This is a genomic window from Pseudocolwellia sp. AS88, assembly GCF_030551755.1.
GTDB lineage: Bacteria > Pseudomonadota > Gammaproteobacteria > Enterobacterales > Alteromonadaceae > Pseudocolwellia.
The window spans coordinates 95520-111228 of sequence record NZ_JAUPEC010000006.1 but is presented as its reverse complement, the minus strand read 5'-3'; the positions used below and the strand labels follow the sequence as shown (position 1 = coordinate 111228).

The 15709-nt window shown below is 35.4% G+C and carries 8 protein-coding genes and 1 tRNA gene; 3 read left to right on the top strand and 6 right to left on the bottom strand.

The window, feature by feature from the left end:
- Positions 1–124: 124 nt before the first annotated feature.
- Both Q5N69_RS06380 and Q5N69_RS06375 read right to left on the bottom strand, forming a co-directional pair.
- On the bottom strand, positions 125–2701 hold the full coding sequence (locus Q5N69_RS06380) for a prolyl oligopeptidase family serine peptidase (RefSeq protein WP_304368024.1): 2577 nt from the start codon (positions 2699–2701) through the stop codon (positions 125–127).
- A 14-nt stretch (positions 2702–2715) separates the two neighbouring features.
- Entirely contained in the window at positions 2716–3375 is a 660-nt protein-coding gene (locus tag Q5N69_RS06375; protein WP_304368023.1) for a riboflavin synthase subunit alpha, read from the bottom strand.
- A 213-nt stretch (positions 3376–3588) separates the two neighbouring features.
- Between Q5N69_RS06375 and Q5N69_RS06370 the strand changes: the two genes are divergently transcribed.
- The 3 genes from Q5N69_RS06370 to Q5N69_RS06360 all read left to right on the top strand — a co-directional run bounded on the left by Q5N69_RS06370 (position 3589) and on the right by Q5N69_RS06360 (position 6571).
- Positions 3589–4959: an MATE family efflux transporter gene (locus Q5N69_RS06370; RefSeq protein WP_304368022.1), complete on the top strand. Its 1371-nt coding sequence runs from the start codon at positions 3589–3591 to the stop codon at positions 4957–4959.
- 127 nt (positions 4960–5086) lie between these two features.
- Positions 5087–5163 (top strand) — tRNA-Val (locus Q5N69_RS06365).
- A 166-nt stretch (positions 5164–5329) separates the two neighbouring features.
- Positions 5330–6571, top strand: coding sequence for an integrase domain-containing protein (locus Q5N69_RS06360; protein WP_304368021.1), 1242 nt, complete (start codon positions 5330–5332; stop codon positions 6569–6571).
- A gap of 172 nt (positions 6572–6743) precedes the next feature.
- On the opposite strand, the gene Q5N69_RS06355 is transcribed toward Q5N69_RS06360, so the two are convergent.
- From Q5N69_RS06355 to Q5N69_RS06340, 4 genes are all read right to left on the bottom strand, one after another.
- On the bottom strand, positions 6744–9860 hold the full coding sequence (locus Q5N69_RS06355) for a DEAD/DEAH box helicase (protein ID WP_304368020.1): 3117 nt from the start codon (positions 9858–9860) through the stop codon (positions 6744–6746).
- Complete coding sequence (locus Q5N69_RS06350; RefSeq protein WP_304368019.1) at positions 9850–10683, bottom strand: Hachiman antiphage defense system protein HamA; 834 nt, start codon at positions 10681–10683, stop codon at positions 9850–9852. The genes Q5N69_RS06355 and Q5N69_RS06350 overlap by 11 nt, the downstream gene beginning before the upstream one ends.
- A gap of 128 nt (positions 10684–10811) precedes the next feature.
- The gene (locus Q5N69_RS06345; RefSeq protein ID WP_304368018.1) at positions 10812–11645 is read right to left on the bottom strand and encodes an ATP F0F1 synthase synthase; all 834 of its coding nucleotides are present in this window, start codon (positions 11643–11645) and stop codon (positions 10812–10814) included.
- A 321-nt stretch (positions 11646–11966) separates the two neighbouring features.
- Entirely contained in the window at positions 11967–15707 is a 3741-nt protein-coding gene (locus Q5N69_RS06340; protein ID WP_304368017.1) for a DEAD/DEAH box helicase family protein, read from the bottom strand.
- Between the last annotated feature and the right edge of the window lie 2 nt (positions 15708–15709).

Here is a 15709-nt window from a genome sequence, read left to right as displayed (position 1 = left end):
ACAGCTTCATCTCTTTAAAAACCTGCACTTTTCAAAACTCATATAAAAAGCAGCCATTACAGCTGCTTTGTTTCAATCTTCTTTGTTTTATTTAACGCTAAGTCAAACTTAGTTCAAGTTCAGCTTAAAGTGTTGTCTCAAACAATTTAAAGATCCTACGATACTCATTTAACCAAGAACTAGGTTGTATAAAACCATGTGGCTCTACAGGATATATCGCTGTTTCAAAATCTTGTTTCTCTAACTCAATTAAACGTTGAACTAAACGCACGGTATCTTGAAAAAACACGTTATCGTCAATCATAGGAGCATTAATCAACAATGGCTTTTGTAACCCTTCAGCAAAATAAATCGGTGAACTACGCTCGTAAGCAATAGGATCATCAAAAGGTGTATTCAAAATATTAGAAGTATAACCATGATTATAATAAGCCCAGTCAGACACTAAACGTAAAGCCGAACCCGACTGAAATAAATCAGGCTGGGTAAACATCGACATTAAGGTTAAAAACCCGCCGTAAGAACCACCATAAGTACCTACACGGTTGCGATCTACATTAGCATTTTCTACTAACCAGTTAACGCCATCGCGCATATCTTCAACTTCTGGCTTACCCATGTGTCTATAAATCGCAGTTCGCCAATCGCGTCCGTAACCTGCTGAAGCTCTGTAGTCCATATCAATCACAACATAACCTTTTTGAACCAGCATGCTATGGAACATATATTCTCTAAAATAACCAGACCAACCTAAATGAGAGTTTTGTAAGTAACCGGCTCCATGAGTAAACATAACCGCTTTATTTTTACTTGTAGACGAATCATAACCTTCAGGTAAATACACTTTAGAATAAATTGGCGCCGCTTGATGACTAGATTCAATCGCCACAACACTAGGCATAGACCAAGGCATAGCTAAAAACTTTTCTGAAACAGTATAGGTTAAGCGTGTTGCTTCAGGTGTAGCATCTACTGTTTCAACATAAAGCTCAGGAGGCATATTAATGGTTGAATGAGAAATAAGTAACTTAGTGTTATCAGGGCTTAACTGATAATAGTTATCGCCGCCTAAATTTGTTAACTGAGTAATGTCAGCTGAATCTAAAGCCAATTCATAAATTTCATATATGCCCGGATGTTTGATATTCGCACGGAAAAATAATGATTGTTCATCACTAGCCAAAGTCACATCATTCACTTCAAACTTACCAGAAGTAAACTGCTTAGCTTTGCCATTTAAAGGCTTAACATAAACATGCGAGTAACCCGACTCTTCTGATAAATAATATAAAGCATCGTTACTTTGTGCCGTATCAGCAGCTCCTTTATTTAACCAACCAAATTCATTAAACGACCAGTTGATCCAAGCGTTATCGTGTAATCTATGTTGCGAAACAAGTTTCTTAGCTTCAAAGTCGATTGTTGCTAACCATCTGTCTTTGTTATCCCATGCTTCAAATAAAACTGCGACATTGTCTCCGCTTTTATTCCACTGAATAGGATTATTCGCTTCCATCACATGAATATATCGTGCTGACTTCTCACTTTTGTAGGTATGCCCTTGTGCTTTGTAGTTTTCTTTACGCACACTCGCTAATACATCTTCATCAAATCCTGGTAGCGCATCAAAAGCTAAATACTCTTTAGTACCATCGGTAATATCAAGCACATACATATATTCATGATATTGACTGTTAGCTGAAACTCGACTGCGTGCAGGTATAATTGAAATATTGCCTGAGTCAGAAACATAGTTTGGCATTACATCGCTGTCTTTACCCTTACCATAAATGCTGCTGTCTTTATCTGTAACACTCACCAAAATTTTAGTGCCTGATGGCGATAAACTCGCATGCACCACTTTTAAATCTTTATTAAAATAAAAGTTAGTTTGCGTAATAGATTTATTATTTACCCGAAAATTACGCTTTTGGTCTTTTTCTAACTGAGCATTTTTAGCCTGCAAAGCCACATATTGGATCAGCTTATTTTGTTCTTTCGCTAAATAGTCATCTTCTAAAGTGGTTTGACTACTGTCTTCGTTCATCACAATGTTAGCGAGTTCTTTAATTTGTTTATTTTTACTATCAAAACGATAAAAAACATTACCCACTCTATAGGCAACATCACCATTAGTTAAAAACATAGCATCGCTTTCAACAGCCGACGTATAAGTTAACTGGTGTACATTTCCTGTCGCTAAAGTTTTAACAAATACATTACCCTCAAAGGTATACACTTCTTGAGTTTTAGCGCTATTAAGCACAGCATTTTGATCTAATACTTTATGTATATCAGCTAAATCTACTTTTTCAGCCCCTTTGTTTGCAGCTGAAATAGGTTGAACAAATAAGTCGCGTAAATTATTACCTTCGCGCTTTTGCTTATAAAACAAGGTATCGCTGTTATCGCCCCAATACCAAGACTCAGCCTGACGACCAAACCAATCAGGATCCGACATAATTTGCTCTAACGTTATCTCTATCTCTTTGCTGTTCTGATCATTAACAGAAACACTGTCAGCATTAAGGTTAGAGTTTACGTTCGCGCTATTTGCAACTGATGAATTAATTTGTGCTGCATTCGCAATAACGCTTTTATTGTTTGTTTCTGAAGTATTGTTCGTTTCAAGTAAAGTAGACGTATTAGCACACGACATTGAAACAGCACTTAATGCCACAGTTAGTAATCTAAATTTCATTCTTTTTCCATAATTTATTGTGTGATGTTTAAATGGCTTAGATTTAAGCGCTCGATTGTTTTCACAATAGTGATAGTTTGCTGATCAAATTCAAGATTCACAGCATCACTCACATTCAGTTTTCCTAAATTTGTACGACTCAGCGTTTCAGGAATTAAATGCACACTGAAGCAATTTTTCTCTATGCCATCTAGCGTCATAGTTTCAACTTTTCCAACCGTTAAGCTTGCACCATTAACAGTAATAAAACCTTTATCAAAAATGTACTTCAACCAAGCGGCTGCACATTCAAAATATAAAGTAGTATTGGTAGGTGTTTCTTGTTTTTTTATCAAGGTAGATTTGTATTGAACGTGCCCACTAACAATATGACCACCAATTTCATCGCCAAATTTTAATGAACGCTCTACATTCACCCAAGAGCCAACAGATAAATCGCCCAAACTGGTAACGCGTAACGTTTCAGCTATTACATCAAACGCTATAACATAAGTATTATCAGTGTGTTCAGAGAATTCTACTACAGTTAAGCAAACACCATTAATAGCAATACTTGCACCTATTTCCAACTGAGAAACAAGTGAAGGCGTTACCGAAATCACTAATCGACTCAACTGATTTTCAGTTTTTATAGAAATAACTTCAGCTTGAGATTGCACAATACCTGTAAACATATATGATCCATGAAATTTATTATGATTCGCATAATATCAAACTCTACTTAAAGAGATAAGGTTCAAGACATAAGTACTCACAATTTAATACTTTTTCCTGATTACTTTCTGCGAATTAACTTTTAAAATAAGCCCCTTAAAAGGCACTTAATCAACTAAGATTAAATAGAAATAACAACCTCAACAGCATAAGCATCGAGACATAAACACTAAATGAATGTGAACAAATTTGTACTAAGCACTAAAAGCTTAATGAAACTAGCCTACCCAATTTTAATTGCCCAGCTAGTGCAAACCTTAATGGGTTTTGCTGATACGGTAATGGCAGGTAGAGTAAGCCCTACAGATTTAGCCGCTGTAGCCATAGCAAGTAGTGTTTGGTTACCTTTAGTATTAACCGTATTTGGGTTAATTATGGCACTCGCCAGCATAGTGTCGCAGTACGCAGGTGCAAATAAATTTGAAGACGCGGTTAAAGCCACCCATCAAACCGGTTGGATTGCCGCTATTTTAGGTCTGTTATTTATTGGCTTATTCTTTATTGTTGCGCCAATAGCAGAAAACAGCATTGATTTAGAGCCTACATTCAAAACCTTAATATTTGATTACCTTAGTTACATCATTTGGGGAGCGCCAGGTTACTTCTTATACCTGGTATTACGTAACTTCTCTGAAGGTTTGTCTCATACCAAACCTACTATGATCATTAGCTTAATAGGCCTGCTAATAAATATTCCAGCTAACTACATCTTCATTTACGGTGAATTTGGTGTTCCCGCTTATGGCGGTGCAGGTTGTGGTATAGCTACAGCACTAGTGTACTGGTTAATGTTTGTATGCACTTTGGTGTACACTTATTTTGCCAAAGCTTTTGCTCATACCCCTTTATTCGCTAAATTTTATGCACCTAGCTGGTCACAAATAAAAACCATATTAGCGATTGGCGTTCCTATTTCACTGTCGTTATTATTTGAAGTGAGCTTATTTGCTGTAGTAGCGATAATTTTAGCGCCCTTTGGGCCCACCGTTGTATCAAGCCATCAAATAGCGCTTAACTTCTCTAGTATCGTATTTATGGTGCCTTTATCTTTAGGTATGGCTGTAACCATTAAAGTTGGCTTTGCAGTGGGTAAACAAAGCTTTGCAGAAGCCAAAGAACTTTGTAAGTACTCTATTATATTAGGTTTAATTATTGCTATATTTACAGCAGGTTTAACTCTTATATTTCGTACCCAAGTGTCACAAATTTACACCAACAATTTAGAAGTGATCACCCTAGCATCAAGCTTAATGTTTTTAGCTGCCCTATTTCAGTTCTCAGACGCCATACAAGTTATTTCAGCTGGCGCCTTAAGAGGATACAAAGACACGCAAGCCATTTTATACATCACCTTCTTTTCATATTGGATAGTAGGATTAAGTGCAGGCCTAATATTAGGCTTAACAGATTGGATAATTCCAAGCATGGGCGCTGGTGGTTTTTGGGTAGGCTTTATCACAGGTTTAACGTTAGCGGCTATATTACTTGGCTGGCGCTTAAAAATAGTACAAAACCGTATAGAGTTAGCGCAAGTTGCTGCTTAAATAATCATTAAACTCTATATTTTAATGTGAAACCAACAAACTGCTTGCAACTAACAAAACACATAGCTAACATATCGCCTCGTTCGAACATGCTATTTAATTTATATCATTAGCTGTTTAAAAAAAAGCTCGCTTAGCTCAGTTGGTTAGAGTACTTGCATGACATGCAAGGTGTCACTGGTTCGAGTCCAGTAGCGAGCACCAAATTAGGGTTCATTAAGAGCCGTTAAAGACCCGCAATACCATATAAAACATGGCTTGCGGGTTTTTTTATGTCCTAAGCTATTTCATTATGTTCTTTGTAATCCACGCTTTTTAGTAGTACCGTAAGTAGTACCAGTTCAAATTACAACCAAGCGGTACTACTAAAATGGCTAGAAGCGTTACTCCTCTTACAAACACCGAAGTAAAACAAGCAAAACCTAAAGATAAGCTTTATAAGCTCGCTGATGGTGGTGGCTTACAATTAAGAGTGAAAACAACAGGAGCTAAATCTTGGTTGTTTGACTATTTTAAGCCTATTACTAAAAAAAGAAGCTCAATGGGCTTTGGCACATATCCCGAAGTTTCATTAGCTGAAGCGAGGAAAAAACGAGTAGTCGCAAGGGAGCTATTAGCCAAAGACATTGACCCCAAAGAATTCAAAGACGATAAACACCGCGAACAACTACTTTCCGCCAGCAATACATTTAAAAGTGTAGCTACCGACTGGTTTGCTATTAAGAAAACGACTATTGCAGAAAATACCGCTAAAAGTTTATGGCGTAAGTTTGAAAACCACGTTTTCCCCAAGTTAGGCCACCGCCCTATTGATAAAATATTAGCGCCAGAAGCTATTGAAGCATTAAAGCCCTTAGCCGCTAAAGGTAATTTAGAAACAACAGGTAAAATAATTGGTCACTTAAACAATGTAATGAATCATGCAGTTAATACAGGCATTTTGCACCATAATCCTTTGTCTGGTATTCGTAGCGCATTTCAAACAGCCAAAGCTACCAATATGGCAACTATTAGACCTAATGAGCTTGGTAAGCTAATGAATGATCTAAGTTACGCCAGCATAAAATTAGTCACAAGGTGTTTACTAGAATGGCAACTACATACCATGACTCGCCCTAGTGAAAGCGCGAAAGCACAATGGTCTGAAATTGATTTTGAAAATCAGCTTTGGACGATCCCAGCCGAGCGGATGAAAATGAGACTTGAACATAAAGTCCCTTTAACGCCACAAACCATTGAAATATTAACGCGATTAAAGCCACTAAGTGGTGACAGAAAGTACCTATTCCCTTCTTACATTGATCACAATAAACACTGTAATGTTGAATCAGCAAATAAAGCATTAAGTCGTATGGGTTACAAAAACAAGTTAGTGGCTCATGGTTTACGCGCTTTAGCCAGTACAACACTAAATGAACAAGGGCATGATCCAGATGTTATTGAAGCTGCCCTTGCACATGTAGATAAAAATGAAGTAAGACGCGCTTATAATCGCGCTGAATACCTAGAACGTAGACGTGTGTTAATGTGCTGGTGGTCACAACATATTGAAACAGCAGCAAGTGGAAAAACTAGTATTGAAGATAACCTTAAGCATTTAAAAGTAGTTTAAATTATAAATGCTTCAAATGCTGTATTCTGCCCACATTGGGCAGTCTACATCATGCCGCCCAACATAGCATAACCACTTGATAAGTAAATAAATATATAAAAGGCAATTAAAAGATACCCCTACTTATACCCCGTTATTTATAATGACACTAAATTAGGCAATCATATATTAGTTATGTTTTCACATGTGTGAAATAAGTAGGAAAATTAGCTAATTCTTTCTGCACTAACTCAGCATTTTCAATTAACACATTATTTTGAAAGCTGTCTATATTAACCTCTGCTGAAATGAAGGTTTTTGCAAGCTGTTTACAAATTTCTCTATCCACATAACCTTTTGAATACAGCCATAATTCAAAATTACCGGATAAACCAAGCTTTAAACTATTTTGCAAATGTTTAAACTTTTCTTCTAAATCTTCATTGTCATATTTTCCGCTACATAGGTCAGCTAATGCGCCTACTATCAACATTGCATCATAGCCTAACGTGTTATCAGTATATTTAACAACTTGATCCATAGTGACTTTTCTAGATTGTCTTCCTGCTTGGTATTTAACCTTTTTCTTATCCATAAAGTTAAATATTTCACTATAACTAGCCCCTGATATCCATAAACACGACGATTCTAAAACCACCTCCAAAGGGCTTAATTTTTCAAACAGTTCGTTTTTGCACACATCTAGCAGCAGTGGCCAAATGCATTTAAATAGTTGAAATATATCTTCTTGAGTACACAAATGTTCATAGTTTTCTTCTAACCATTCTTCAATAAATATTAAGTCTTCTATCCCTAATAGTGCTTTACCGTAAAAAGATAATTTTTCTGGGGCAATTTGCATTACAGATTGATAAATTAATTCAAAAGCTTCAATGAGTAAGAGCTTCTCTTTGTCAGAGCACAAATGATGAGCCAATGTACCTTGAGCCAAATCTAAAAAGACAGTTTCATTATCATCGTCTGGTGCGTCTTTCAGAAAAGACATCATATAGCTTTCAAGAGCATTGATTGTCTTTTTTTTACTCTCTAACTCAAATGATAAATCCTTTAAATCTTGCTTTGTCATTTTATCTTCTATTGCAATTTTTATGCATAAATCTCTATACTCATTAGGGCTTTTGATAAACTCAATAGCTGCCAATTGTCTCATGCCAACTATAATTGGTTCAATCAACCCTTTTAAGCTACTTACACAGTCCTCTGAATTGGAAGGGTCTAATAGAGCTCTTACTTCTTGCCATCTTTTATCACCACCCCATGTAAGTCGTTCATCAAATAGCTTTGTATTGGCAAAAATAACGCTACCTTCAGTGTGATAGCCAGATCTCCCAGCCCTACCTATAAGATTATGAAAATCTCTTGTGGATATTTTATTTATACCCTGAGCTGTATTTGAAATGATTAAATACTTAATTGGAAGGTTTACACCTTGAGCTAATGTTGAAGTGCAAACAACAAGCGAAGCTTTATTATTCTCCATCGCCCATTCAGCTGAAACTCTAAGTCCATTTGGAATATTAGATCCATGAGGTAAAATACCTAAATCTATAGCTTCAGGGAATATACTTTTATCTGCAAAATGCTTTCTGCTTAAACTTGCAATTTTTGATAATTCTTGTTGATCACTTTTAGATAAAGGGGGTGGTATTTCTAATCCTCTTGAATAATAATCTACAAGAGTTTTACAAATGGATGTGATTATTGTTTTCGTTCCACAAAATATAGCAGTTGGTGATTGTTGAGCCAATTTAATACCTAAATACGCAGATATAGCCGAGTTATCTCCTGTTTTTGGAAATATTCGATCAACGCTTTCTGTACCGCGAGTTCCTAAATTTACTTGTTCTATTATTCTAGGAACAAAAAACTCCCTTTCTCTTACAAAATCTTTATCTATGTATTGTAACTTACCTGTTGAACTGGCAAATGCTGTTGATCTAATTGTAGGCAAACAATGAGTACCTTTAACCTCTGTTCCATTCTCCCCATACAACCAATCACCGATAGTTTCAGCGTTAGACATAACAGCCGAAATAAGGATTAGTTGGGAATCAACAGGAATATTAGCCTTTAAGGATGCCAGTAATAATTCATATGTAATACCTCTAGAGCCAGAATCAAACTGATGACCTTCATCAAAAATCAACAAACCTATATTAGAAGCCAATTCTGGTTCATGGCGTAGTAAATAAACTAATTTCTCTGGTGTTGAAACAATGACTGAATCACTTACATCTTCATCGTCCTCTATATTCAGCAGGTCGTTAATCATTGCTAAATCATTGGGATTTAGTTGTGGAACATCTTGCAGTTCATTAACTTTAATATTTTCATTTGAAAATGATTTTTTAAATGAGTCAGCGATTTCCCTACACAAAGCTCTAAATGGGGCGACAACAACAGCTAAATTTGTTCTTTTTGATAAAAAAGAACTACGTATCATTAACTCTGTTGATTTAGTTTTACCTGCACTGGTAGGCATCTGAACTACAGCTGATCTCCCTTCAAAGATCCCCTTTTCACCTAATAGACGTTGCGCTGGCCAAAATTCCTTCATGAAATTATTTTTTGCTAGTGCAGCCTTCCAAATATCCACTGATAAACCTGTATATTTTGGCAGACAAATTAAAGATGAATATTGTAATTTTCTTTTAGCTACAGCGGACAAGATATCAACAATCAGCAATTCACGAGCATTACCCCCTTCGTATACAGCCTTCCTTAATTTTTTTATTGAATGATAAAATTCGGCAAATGGCACTACTTGTCTAAAGCAATTAATTATACTAGATGTGAAATATTCTAACTCGTCTTTAAAGGAGCCATCTTCATAAACATACCACTCATGCTCTAAGTCTCCTTTTAGCAGCCAGATCAACACGCCTTCAATATAGGAAGGAGTGAGTTCATCAATATTATAATTTACATACTTGATTAAAACTAAAGAACTACCGGGCATATCAGCTAAGTAATACGAGGCTGAACCTAACAAATTTAGATAATCAGATAATGAACTTTCTAATCTTGAGTTTTTCAAAGAATCAAAATATTGGCTTACATCTATCAATTGACTTTTTAAGGCTAGATATTCTTCATTATTTTCATCTTGCGCTGAATCAGAAGCCTCTATAGCTGATAAATCGCCTAGTATACCAATAGTTAATAGCAGTAATTTTTGAGGTTCAATAGTTAACTTAATATGGTGTTCTTCCTCTACACCAAATTCATACATTTTTGCTTTAGATTTGGTAATAGACAGATATATTTTTGAGCTACGTTCAAGCTTCATCAGCAGCCCTCTGATATAAGAAATGAACTAAATCCATTAAAGCATCTCCCTTTATAACCAATAAACTCAAAGAAGAGTTATTAACATGTCCTGTAGTATCCGTTTTATTCAACTCAACGTCCGAGTACATTGTATTAGTTAAAACAGATGCTGCCCCGTATTTTTCTTTGTATGGGCGATCTCCAATATTTTGAAAACGCTGAACTTTAGGAACATCTTGTTGAAGTCCCTTTAATTTTAATCGTTGTTTTATTGCATTAAGAGATTCTGCAATTCTAAAGCGATCTTTATTTGAATCATTAACTGCTATTTGTAATCGGTTGGAAGGTTTTTTTCCAGTTAATGACCCTTTCACTTCATAAATCATTAATTCATCATTATTAGGTTTACCATCATTAGAAAACTTAAAACCAATTACATCAGAACCATTTTCAGATAAGTTTGGGTTCACTTTAAATTCATAGCGAGTCCTTGGAACCCAGTAATTTAAATTAAACTCGAGAAAGTCTGATACAAGTATCTCTGTGAAATCTCCTGACCTAGTAGCTGGGCCTGTTTTCTCATGGGGTGCAGTAACATTTTGAACGGGGAGTTTTGTTTTTAGTAAGTACTCTGTTCTAGACAGTCCAGTACCATCTCTTAAGTCATCAATTTCATTATCATCACAATAATGGTTTCTGAAATGTTTTGCCCAAGCAGACAAAGTAGCTTCGTCTGTCATATCTGGATTGAAAGTATAAATAGGAGCTGTTTTACCACAAGCTGTAGTGATTATTTGACCTGTATCTTCTAACCATTTCAGGTGTTGATTTGTCCATGGCATACTACTCTTTCCTTAATAAGGTTCTTCAATATAGTCATATGCTTTAATGAAAAATTCTTTGTATTTACCAAACTAAAAATTGACTAATGTATTTATCAATTCTTTTGATATCTCATATTGTATCTAAATTAATCCATCGCCTGAACTGAATTAGCTAAACGTTTCTCGTGGCCTAATGGTGTTGTATAAAATCTCTGTTCGATACCATATAGCAGGTACTTTAGTTCATCATCAGTTGTTACTTCAAACTTACTGTTACCCTTATCAAACTTAAGTTTTTTCTCACAGTAGCTATGAATATAAGAACACATTTGGTCTCTATCTTCAGATGGCATAGCTGCAAGTGTATCCATAGCTAATGCAACTCTTTTTCGATTTGGCTTTGATACTTTATCTATACTAAAATCACCTGATAGCTCAATAAAATCTTCGTCAAGAAAGGTTTTAACCTCTTCATTAGTAGCTTCTTTATATAGAACATCAATACCTTTAAAAATGCTAGAGATGGTTGCTAAACTCTTAAAGACTAACTTATCGGTGTTTTTAAAGTAAACTGCATCCGGAAATGTATTTACAACAAGTCGCGTACCAATATTTTCTAAGGTAGCAGCTTCACCAAATGCAATCATCTTCTTACTAACGAACAGAGAAGGAGTGATTTTCTGAAAATAGAAATCATTACCTTGGATAGCATAAAGTTGAGTTATACCTTTAAACTTCGCTTTAGGTAAATCATCGTAGTCTTTAGAGTCAAAATCTTTTTTTAGTATTTCAATACAATATGATTTTTCACTAAAACCTTCTATTTTGAACCAAGAATCCTCATCCAAGTTATGGTCTGGTACATACTCAACACAAGCATCATCCGTGATAACTAACTCATCAAAAAGTGTTTGATCAGATAACAATTTAAATATTGTCTTTTTGCTATGTCCTTTAACTTTGGTCAGTACTTGATCCATAAACTATCCTCGCTCTATAAATGTATAATTATTAATTCTATATGCTCTATCAATCACGATATCAGAAGGTGTTTTATAGCGTTCTCGGCTTATCAGAAAGATTGTTGCTCCACTTTTCGTTTTGATGTTATAAAACTCAAAACCAAATAACAGAAACAGTGGGTTAAAGTAGAGTGCTTGCGATAGGAAAGTCCAACCGTATAACCTTTTTGTACAGCAAAAATTATCAGCAACAATGACGTTGCTGTTATAGTTAACAATAATCGGTATGCAAAGTTTGTCATATAAAACTACACCTTATAAGAGCCTGAGCTTTACAAGTTAATGTTTGGCTTCACTAGATGATAGATCCAACGACTCCAGCAATAACGAGGGTTGATTCAAAAGTTCAGGCTTACTTTCAAGAAGTAAAACTTGTTCAGTTGATAACACATGAGTTATGGCTTGAGATTGACCGTTGACATTAGTTTTTATAAGAACTAATGAACCTATCCTCATTGCAGCATGATCAATATCCTTAAGTGCTACAAATAATGCAGCAGCAGCTTCCGCATTATTTTTGTTCACTTCCGATTGGACTTTGTCAATTGACGCCAGCTCTAAAGCTTTTTTTCCTTTTACATAAAGTTCATTTGCTTCTTCACTACTACTGATTCGTTTTATCGCTTCTATTCCCTTTTTAATCCAAGAACCTTTCTCCAGCTTACCTTTATTGTCAATAGTAAAACCTAGACTCTGAGTAAATTTTTCAAAATGCTCAAAGACTTTCTCAGCTTCCTCTAAGTTATTAGTGCTTAAGAATAAGTGTGAATTTGCTTTAGCTAATTCGTCAAATATATCTTCTCTGATAATATTTTCGAAATCATCGCAGAGCTTTTCTACTAGATCATCCATCTCTTTAAAGAAATAATCGCCAACTTTTGAACGGAATAATGCTCGATAACGACGATATAATTTAGCAAACTCACTAGATATCTCATCCTCTGTACTATTCGATTTGATCTTGACAATTAATCTCTTGCCTTCGTCGGATTTTTTTATAAATTCGAAAAACTTGCATATTTTATTTTCGAATTCTTGAATAAGAAATCCAGTTTTTTCCTCTTGCTTATTACGTGCTGCAATAATTGAAAGTATATCGTATTGTCCACTTTCACCTGGAATTGTTCCGGTTGCAACTTCAGTCAGTTTCTTTTTCTTTTTCTTAGTTTCCTCTGCAACGACTTCTACTATTCCAATTTTGTTGTCAAAATAAACTGCAATCGAATCTTTAATGTCTTCACTTCGATGCAACATGTTATAGAGCGTGTTGAATTTTCGCCAAAAAAATAAAAAACTAGAATCACTGTATTTAGCGTCAAGTGCAATCACAAACTCGATGCGATTAAGGATTGTAAAGTACTGTCCAGCTTTAGCTTTGGTATCAGCAGTTCGTTTTGGATTGGCCTCAATATACTTCTTCAGGCTACTTTCAAAATCAAGGTAAGACTCAGGCAGGTATTGTTTAATGGGATCTTTATAAATCGACATGAAGGCATTGAAAAATTTATCGTAGGTATCTGATTTATTTAGCTCAATCAGGAGAATATCTAAAACCTTTTTATCTCCAAAAGGATCAAAGTCACTAACCACAACATCAGAAAAATGCTCGAAAGCATCTTTTATATTTTGTACATTTACATTGTTGTATGAGAAATCAACAATTTTACAGTCATTTTTATGTTTGGCAGTTCTGTTAACACGTGAAATTGTTTGTATCGCACTTATGCCACGAATTTCTTTATCCAGAAATAAAGTATGCAATTTCTTTTCGTCAAAACCAGTTTGAAGTTTATCTACAACAATTATTAAGCCATTTTTCTTCAAGGCAAAATTTTCTAGTACTTTCTCTTCAGACAAGCCGCCATTAAGCCCTTTAGCACTTTGCTCATCTTGATTACTAGAATAAACAATATGAATAGGCGCTTCAGCATACTTCTCGTATTTGGGCAGCTTTACCAACTCATTAAAACATTTAGTTACCGATTCTTTGTAAGCTATAGCTGATTTAATGGAATATACGGCAAGCATTGCTTTACCCGTTCCTCGAATTTGGCGATAAACATCTTTTACCAATAGGTCCGCTACGTAATGAGCGTTTGCATTAATACGCTCACGTTCTTCGTAGATTTTTTTCTTGGGGATATCTTTGTAATCTTTTTCAGTAAATCCAGCTAGTTTGTTAGCTGGTAAATCAAATATCATTTTAGATGCGACAGGAATAATATTTTTTAGTGGGTTAAGAATAAAGCCATCTTCAATCGCTTCTTTCATGGTAAAACTATCAAACGGACGCCAAAGCTTTTCGCTTTCAGCGTAGCCACTAAATTCACCAAATCTTGCTAGCGTGTGGTCGTCTGGGGTAGCGGTAAAGCCGACAATCAAGTTTTTCTTGGTGGTTATAGCTGCATATTTACTACTATCAAATGGGCTTTGTAGCTCATCAAAAATGCTCACCATATCTTCATGTTGGTCGCCACTGTTAGAACGGTGAATTTCGTCTATTAGAAAAGCTATACGCATTTTAGCTAGTCTTTCTAACACCTCGGCTCCCATCATCTCTTTAACCGCACCGAATTTTTGTAAGTTCACGATTACTATGCGACTATCAGAGGCCAAAGCGTTTTGAAATGTTTTCTTATTGGTTGCCTCAACAACCAAGCGCTTATCAATGTTCATATTGAGCATTAATGAGTCAATCTGGCTGCGCAATTGCAAACGGTCCACAACTATCATGACTTTATCGTAAACATACTTCATATTGCCATTAGCATCAGGACGAAGTAGATCTTTTAATTGCAGCGCTGACCAGCCGATGATGTTCGATTTCCCAAAGCCTGCCGCATACTGCATTAGCAGTGAATATACATTTTTGTTATTTGAGTAAGCTCTACGCTTTAGTAACAGTTCAGTCCTTTTTGATTCACTAACACCAGACAATTGCTTCTCAAGTAGCTTTTCAAAGTAATCGGGTTCTTGTTCATGCTCTAAGAGTTCATCGATCTTAGCCATGATTTTATCAGTGCCAAACTTTTGCTTTGGTCTTGGGGAAATAAGAAAGCCCTGCTCATTCTTGACTTCCTTAACACCTTTTTTAACATATACATCACGTTCAATAAAATTGTAGTAGAGTATCTCTTTCTCAATCATGAACTTGCTGTACAAGGCATTAAATAGTTCTTTCAGCTTATCTTTTTTGTCAGCATCTGGCTTTATTAACGGATACAGCTTAAAAACACTTTGAGCCTTTTTTTCTACTTCTTCTCGATCAAATTTACCTTCACGACAAGTTGTTAGGATTTCGTCAAAATAATCAGAAATAGTCCGAATAACATAGGTTTCACCGATATCGGTGGTGGTAATATGAATAGCTTTTTCAAAAATCTTTAAGAAGTCTTTGCGCTGAGATAGCTTTTCATTCTCACTAAGCATGTTATTGCTATCAATATGTTGATGGTAAACTTTTACGGCTTCAAAATAGTCTTTAATAACTTTACCACGGCCATTTTTGTTGGCATTTTGGCTAGTATAGTTGTTTTTTAATTCACTGTATCCAAGGTAAATACCGTTAACAAAAAGCACAATGTCAGGCCGAAATGAGAATATTTTTTCGCCCTGAAATTTAAACTTATAAGACAACTCTTGTACGACTGAAAAGATGTTTTCATTAAACATCTCATTGCCATGAGTAATACTATCGCTAGGGTAAAATAGATGGAGCTTTACACCTTGCAGAGTTATGGATTTATTGACGTTAATAAACAGCGCCATATTTCGGCTGCTACCAATACGCTCCTGAATCAAGGCAATTAGCTCTTGTAATAATTTAGCCTTGTTACCTTTGTATTTCTTTAATAGCGATTCATATGCCTTTTCATTAAGGGCCGTTTGGCTTATAAAAGTTTCAAGATCCTCTTCTATGATCAATGAGTTAGTTACCGTATTCGCTTTAACCTCTTTATAGACGAGATCATTACAGAAGAAAGGTATTAAAAACTTATCTTGTAGGTGTAGTTCGTTCATTT